Annotated in this window: 6 protein-coding genes and 1 pseudogene; 3 read left to right on the top strand and 4 right to left on the bottom strand. The window is 59.9% G+C overall.

Annotation, left to right across the window (positions count from 1 at the left end; translation table 11 throughout):
• Positions 1–851: MFS transporter (locus ACYVDE_RS11835; protein ID WP_460501753.1), on the top strand; the 851-nt coding region annotated here is incomplete at its 5' end.
• Positions 852–1,056: 205 nt separating this feature from the next.
• Here the strand turns inward: ACYVDE_RS11835 and ACYVDE_RS11830 are convergent.
• A pseudogene (locus ACYVDE_RS11830) lies at positions 1,057–1,254 on the bottom strand (T9SS type A sorting domain-containing protein); the annotation flags it as partial.
• Positions 1,255–1,730: 476 nt separating this feature from the next.
• Positions 1,731–1,808: a hypothetical protein gene (locus tag ACYVDE_RS11825; RefSeq protein WP_460501754.1), complete on the bottom strand. Its 78-nt coding sequence runs from the start codon at positions 1,806–1,808 to the stop codon at positions 1,731–1,733.
• Positions 1,809–2,152: 344 nt separating this feature from the next.
• On the opposite strand from ACYVDE_RS11825, the gene ACYVDE_RS11820 reads away from it, so the two are divergent.
• Positions 2,153–2,551: a hypothetical protein gene (locus ACYVDE_RS11820; protein WP_460501752.1), complete on the top strand. Its 399-nt coding sequence runs from the start codon at positions 2,153–2,155 to the stop codon at positions 2,549–2,551.
• Between the two features lie 323 nt (positions 2,552–2,874).
• Here the strand turns inward: ACYVDE_RS11820 and ACYVDE_RS11815 are convergent, their stop codons facing one another.
• On the bottom strand, positions 2,875–3,864 hold the full coding sequence (locus tag ACYVDE_RS11815) for a T9SS type A sorting domain-containing protein (protein WP_460501751.1): 990 nt from the start codon (positions 3,862–3,864) through the stop codon (positions 2,875–2,877).
• A 52-nt stretch (positions 3,865–3,916) separates the two neighbouring features.
• Positions 3,917–4,600, bottom strand: coding sequence for a hypothetical protein (locus tag ACYVDE_RS11810; RefSeq protein WP_460501750.1), 684 nt, complete (start codon positions 4,598–4,600; stop codon positions 3,917–3,919).
• An 802-nt stretch (positions 4,601–5,402) separates the two neighbouring features.
• Here ACYVDE_RS11810 and ACYVDE_RS11805 point away from each other — a divergent pair.
• A partial coding sequence (locus ACYVDE_RS11805) for a hypothetical protein (protein ID WP_460501749.1) occupies positions 5,403–6,588 on the top strand: 1,186 nt, incomplete at its 3' end.

Below are 6,588 nucleotides of genomic sequence, written 5' to 3'. Positions count from 1 at the left end.
TTGCGGCGCGCTACGGCTGGCAGTGGGCCTTCATCGTGACCGGGGCACTGGGCTTCGTGTGGCTGGCCCTGTGGCTTTGGCTCTACGATACGCCGGCCCAAAGCACGCGCCTGAGCGCGGCCGAGTTTGCCTACATCAACGCCGACCTGCCGGCCGGGCTGCCCACCGAAAGCACCGTGGTGGAAGAAAAGCCCAAGGCCTCGTGGGCCACGCTGCTGGGCTTCCGGCAAACGTGGGCCTTCGTGGCCGGCAAGTTCCTCACCGACCCTATCTGGTGGTTTTACCTGTTCTGGCTGCCTGATTTTCTGAACAAGCAGTACGGCCTCACGGGCACGCAGCTGGCGCTGCCCACTGCCACGGTCTACCTCATGTCGAGCGTGGGCAGCGTGGGCGGCGGCTACCTGCCGCTGAGCTTCATTCGGCGCGGTATGCCGGCCTTCGCGGCCCGCAAGCGCACCATGCTGCTCATCGCCTTTGCCGTGCTGCCCATCATCACGGCGCAGTACCTGGGGCAGTACAGCCAGTGGCTGGCGGTGGGCATCATCGGCCTAGCGGCGGCGGCCCACCAGGCCTGGAGTGCCAACATCTTTACGACCGTATCCGACATGTTTCCCAAGCGCGCCGTGGGTTCGGTCACGGGAATCGGGGGCATGGCCGGCGGGCTAGGCGGCATTTTGCTCACCGCCCTGGTGCAAAAGCGCCTGTTTGTGCACTACGAGCAGCTGCACCAGCTGCCCACGGCGTATTTCATCATGTTCCTGATTTGCGGCGGGGCCTACCTGCTGGCCTGGGCGCTAATGTTTGCGCTGGTGCCGCGCATGGAGCCCATTCGCTTGGGAGATGACAGCTAGGCGTTGGAGAAGGAGCCATTAATAACCGAACCAGGTAGCCTTGAGTACGCCTGGTTGGCTTGTAGACAGCCGTAGTCACTCTGGATAGCCTGTTCTGGTCAGGATGGCTGGTGAAGAGTCCGCTACAGAACCTCCTGATATGGTGCCACGAAAAAGCCCTGCCGGCACTATGCCAGCAGGGCTTTTTTGTGGTATGCGCGTTGGACTATTGCCGCACTACGCGCTGGGTCAACACCCCGTCGGACGTCTGTACGCGCACCGTGTACACGCCTGCCGCCAGCCGGGCCAGGTTCAGGCGCATCTGCCCTACTGCAGCCGTCCTGGTGTTTACCGTATGCCCCAGCACATTGAGCACCGTCAGCGGCGATGACTTGGCTGCGGGGACTTCAAATTGCAGCGTGAGCTGGCCGTTGGGTTGGGATAGATGCGCAGGCTTACCCCGTTTAGGCTGGCCACGGAGCCGTGGCCCTCACCAGCACCGGCGTGGAAGGGGCCGTTCCGATTAGTGCTGCATCTTTACTGCTTCCTCAAGCTCGTAGCCCTGGCGATGTGGTAGAGATACTGCACCAAGAGCCCCCCCACGAACCTTCACAATGAGTTATCAATATTAAAAAAATCCGGCAGAACCCGGGCGGCTGACCTCACCCATCGGCGACACGTTAAAAGTCCCACCAATTCGTGCGCAGCCCACTCACTAAGGCTTGATGGATGAGGTCCCCCCGCCCAGGTTCTGCCGGAAAAATCAAGGTTACCCGGCTGGCCTGGAGGCCGCACCGGGCTGCAATTCGCTTAGGATAGTGGGGAGGTGAGGCCGGCTAGGGTGGCTTGCTGGGGCTTGGGCAGTTCCGGCACCGTCACCTCGCTCGGGCCTTTGCGCAGTCATTCGGCCGGCACGTACATGGTTTGCTGCGGGCCGATGGCCCAGTAACGGCCCAGGTAGTGGCCGTTTACCCACACCACGCGCAAGCCGGCGAACGTGAAAAAGCGGTTGAGGCATGGGTGGGGCTGATTAGTAGGGTGTGCAACCAGATGAGGGAGCCGCTACTCCTACCTAAAGGCGTAGCCACTCAGGCTGTAGCAAATAACTTGCGCGGCCCCGGCGCCAACCTCCTGAACTCTCCTGATGACCGATAGAATGTAGAGCTTGGGTAAAAAAACTGCTCCCAAAGTCGCTGGGCCTGTTTTCCTATCTTTTGCCTGCGAGCAGACTATACATCATGCATCTTCAGACAATTAGGCCAGCTTGGATTGAGGCACTATTTTGGTCCCGCTAATGCTCTTTACCAGAAAGTGCGTCCGCTATGAACAGCTCTCAATCAAACCGTTCTCCCTCCTTTAAGAAAATACTGGCGCTGGTGCGGAGAGGTGCCCGCTCCAACGAGCGTACCAATGCCGGATTGCCTGAATTTAACCGATTCTATCGCTTCTACTCCCAATTGAAAGATGATAGTAGTCAGGCAGTGCCAGCCAGTGATGAGCGCCAGCCGGAGGGTATTTTGGGAACCCAAACCAAATCAGACCGACTCATAGCAGGTGTATTAGTACAGCGCAACGCTCAACAACAGGCCGTACGAAACAAATACTTGGACCATCCGGACTATTACGCGCTACTGGCCAGCTTCTACACGGCCTTTATAGCCCCCCTTGAACAGGATTTCACCCTGCCACCAGCGACCGAGCCGTTATCCACAGGTTGGTAAAGAACCTCCTGCCCCGTCTAAAGCCTTGAAGAAATAGGTCACGGCCCTCGCACCAGTTGCTGATTATATGCTTGCAAGCACTGTATTAGCGGTAAGTAGCCACCGGTGCCAAGCCCCATTCAAAAAAATGGGACGATGCAGCACGGCCACGGGATGAATTCCATATTCCAGTGGATGAGCACTGGCTCCGCGGTGCAGAGCGCAGACTCAGCAATCACTGTAGCTCAGATATTATACCAGACCCAATAAACAAACGAAAGGCCGGCGTGACTACGCCGGCCTTTCGTTTGTTTCTCGTTTCAACGGCTAAAACGAAGGATGCCTTAATTCTTCAGCAGCATTTGCGACTGCGTGAACGTACCGGCCAGGTTGGATACCTTCACGTTGTACACGTAGTTGCCGGCGGCCAGGCCCGACACGTCGAGGTCGATGAGCTGCTCGCCTGCGCCCAGAGTGCCCAGCACCTGTTTCAGCACCTGCCGGCCATCTACCGACACCACGTTCACCTGCACTTCGGAAGGCGTGCGCAGCACCACCGGAATGCGCGTGTGGCCTTCGCAGGGGTTGGGGAAGTTCTGGCGCACCTGGAACTGGGCTTCGGCCGCCGCATCTCTCGTGGCCAGCGCCGTAGAGGACACGAACGCATCCCAGGCCAGCACGTAGCCCGCCGCCACGCTGCCCGTGACGGTGCTCATCTCCGTGGCGGTGCCATCCGAAAACACGTTGTCGCTGGCGTTGTAGGTGTAGCCGGTCATTCCCTTGGTGTAGCCGTAGGCCGTGGCCGCATTCACCGTCACCACCGCGCTGGTCGAGCTTTCGGGGAAGGCAATCTGCGAGACGAGCAGGCTGGTGCCGCTGGCCGTGTAAATGTGCACGTGGATGTGCGTGGCGCGGCTCTGGTACCAGCCGGGAAAGATGGAGGTAAAACTCACCAAACCAGCGGCATTGGTGGTCTGGCGTCCCCGCAGAAAATCCTGGGTGGTGTAGTTGGTTTGCTGCATGGTGGTGCCGCCGTACTGCGAGTAGTTGCCGTCCTTGTCGCAGTGCCAGATGTCGACCAGCAGCCCGGACACGGCGGCGCAGTTGCTCTGCACGTTTTTCACCGTTATGTTGATGGTGAACGGTACGCCCGTGCGGGTGCCCACAATGTTGCTGCGCACGTAGCTGGCCGGGTTGATGGTCGGAAACGGACCCTCCGTTTCGCTGTTAGCCACCGTGCAGGCTTCGACCTCGCTGCCCCCCAGCAAGGAGGGGCCAACAATGGCCATGCCCAGAAAGCCAAAGCTTTTCTTAAGAAAGTCAATTCTGTTCATAGGGAAATACTGTTAAAATGGCTTGGAGAAAAAAAGGAGTAAATTGGGTAGTTTAGGCTGGTTCAGCAGCGGCCCGTTCAAACCTCAGGTAAAACAGGATGGCCGTTTCGGAAAGCGCCTCGAAGGCTATTTCCGGCGTTTCCCAGAGCAGCAGCGCGTCGCGATGTTCGGCCAGCCGGTCTTCAATCTCGAACGAGCCGTTGATGACGTAGCACAGCGAAAAGCCGTCGGGGCTGATGCCGGAAATGCCGTCTTTCACCCGGCTGTCGTAGAGGCCCACTTGCGCCGAGGCGAACGGCGGCTCGCTCGCTACCAGCACGTTTTTTTGGGTCAGGGGCAGCGCAAGCTCCTGCACGCCGGCCGGCTCGGCGGCCGGCACGCGCACGTGCAGCAGCAGCAGGTTCACGGTTTCGTGCTCGAAGGGGTTCGTTAGCGTGCAGGTGTAGGCGGTTGGCACGGTGTAGAGGCAGCCCGGCAGCAAGGCCTGGTCGGTTTCGTGCATAGTGGTCAGCAGTGCCCCCCCCACGATGGGCAGTATCACCAGCTGGTGCCCCGCCAGGCCCGCCGTATCGGGCTGCCAGGAAGCACCGGGCCGCAGAAACACATCATCGAAACGGGCCTGCTGCTCAAAGCTGGTGCGGTAAACCTGCACGCCTGCCGTTTCGATGACGGTTCGGCGGTCGGCCTTCAAAAACCGGGACTTGTAAATGGGCGCGGTGGTTAGCGGTAGGGACATCTTGCGTCAGAAATAAGGAAGTCACTTCAATAAGCCGGGCAGCCGGCGGCCCGGCACGTCTCAGGCACTACTCGTCGGGGGAGGCAGCGCTTGGTAGCTTAAACTACGCACACGCCTTCGGCGCCTGCGCTTGAAAATCGACGGTTGCGGCCTCAGAATCGCTCAATGAAAAAAAACTGCCGGGTTAAGGTGATACCGTGGTTTCGGTTTCGGGTTAAATAGCTGGATGCTTCACTGCTCATAATCAGCATATATTCTTACCGCTTTACCGCTAGCTCTTTGCCTGTATATGTTGCCGGATTCAGCACCTGGCCGGCCGGGTGCTACCCCGTTGGCCTGCCTCGGCCAGGATAAGGCGGAAGGCGCGGCGGGCCAGCAGGCCCGAAAAGCGCCCCTGCCGGCGGCGGATGGTGAGCGTGCGGGGCGGTCGTAAGACTGCGTCCAGCCAATGGTGGTAGCTAGTAAGAGTACATTCAGGGGCAGGAGTTTTTTGACATGGGTGGTAGTGAGGACGAAACTATACGCCTGCCGTGCGGCGGCCTTCCTGAACAGTTCTGAATGCGTCCTGCGGCTATGTAGATAGCGTCAGTATTGCCCCCTCCCTGATTAACGGTTTTCCACCGTTAACCTATGGCGATAAAGTCATTGCTTTTGCTGGATTCATTCCTGCCTGTTTACCTTGTACTATGCTTATTCGATTAGCCAGCTTTTCTATTTGTTAATGAATACAGAAGAGTGGGTTAACTATTGCCGTTTGCGTACATTCAGGTATCCTGTCTCATTCACTATAGTTGTGCGTGCTGTGCTCGTCTGGCTTTTGCTACTGGCCCTGGGTCCGGTGGCGGGGCAAAACCGGGTGGCTGACAGCTTGAAGCGAGAGCTCACGGCCACTACTTCCGATACTAGCCGGGTGTTATTGCTCAGCAATTTGTGTTACGCGCTGAGCAACCAGAATGCCGCACAGGCCGTGGTCTACGGGCATCAGGCGCTGGCGCTGGCCCGGCAGCTGCATTACCGTTTCGGGGAGGCCAGTAGCCTGAATGCCCTGGCCCAGGCCGAGCACCGGCGCCAAAACTACCTGGCCACCACGCGCTATTACCAGCAAGCCGTGCAGGTAGCCGAGCACGAGCCCCGGGCTACCCAGGAGCTCACCGCCGCCCTGATAGGCCTGGGTCGGCTGGCCGCTGAGCAGGAAGAGTTCAGCGAGGCTGATAACTATTTCCGACTGGCCATCCGGCGGGTGCAGCGGGACAAGCAGGTGGACCCGATGAACGTAGTGGTGGGGGCCAATCAACTGGCCACTTTGTACCTGGGCTGGCTGGAGTCGGGTCGGCCCGCGCCCGATTCGCTCACGCGCCTGCATGCCTACTATGCCCGTTACGCCCTGAACACCTTTCGCCAGATGCCCGCCGCCCGGCAGCACCGGGAGCAGGAAACCCTGGCCTTTTGCCTTGACAACCTGGGCATGGTGCACCAGCGGGCACACCGGTACGACTCCGTATTTTATTACGAAACCCAGGCCCTGCGCCTGTTTCGGCAGTTCGACAGCAAGTACGGCATGACCCACGCCCAGCAGCAGATGGCCGAAGTGCGCCTGACCCAGCACCGCTGGGCTGATGCCACGATGCTGCTGCTGCCCACCATCAAATGGGCGCGGGAGCTGCACGCCGTGGGCTACGAAGCGCGCGGCCGCCAGCTATTGGCCCAGGCCCTCGACAACACCGGCCAGAGCCATGCCGCTTACCAAATGACCCGCGAGGCACAGGTAGTACTCGATAGCATGAACTCGACGGAGCAGCGCACTTCCCTGGCCCGGCTGCGGGTGCAGTTCGAGAGCGAGCGCCAGCGCGCCGAGGTGCGCGCCCTCACTCAGCGCAATCAATTGCAGCGGGTCGAGGCGCAGAAGCAGCGTCAGCACCTGCTCTGGCTGGGGGCGCTGCTAGCAACCGTGGTGGTCGGCCTAGCGGCCTCAGGCCTGCTGGCGTGGC

This window comes from Hymenobacter agri (assembly GCF_054778495.1).
This window is presented reverse-complemented; position numbering and strand designations above follow the sequence as displayed.

Coding starts and splice junctions, on each gene's coding strand:
- ACYVDE_RS11815 (WP_460501751.1), bottom strand. CDS start 3,864: ATGAACAGAATTGACTTTCTTAAGAAAAGCTTTGGCTTTCTGGGCATG.
- ACYVDE_RS11820 (WP_460501752.1), top strand. CDS start 2,153: ATGAACAGCTCTCAATCAAACCGTTCTCCCTCCTTTAAGAAAATACTG.
- ACYVDE_RS11810 (WP_460501750.1), bottom strand. CDS start 4,600: ATGTCCCTACCGCTAACCACCGCGCCCATTTACAAGTCCCGGTTTTTG.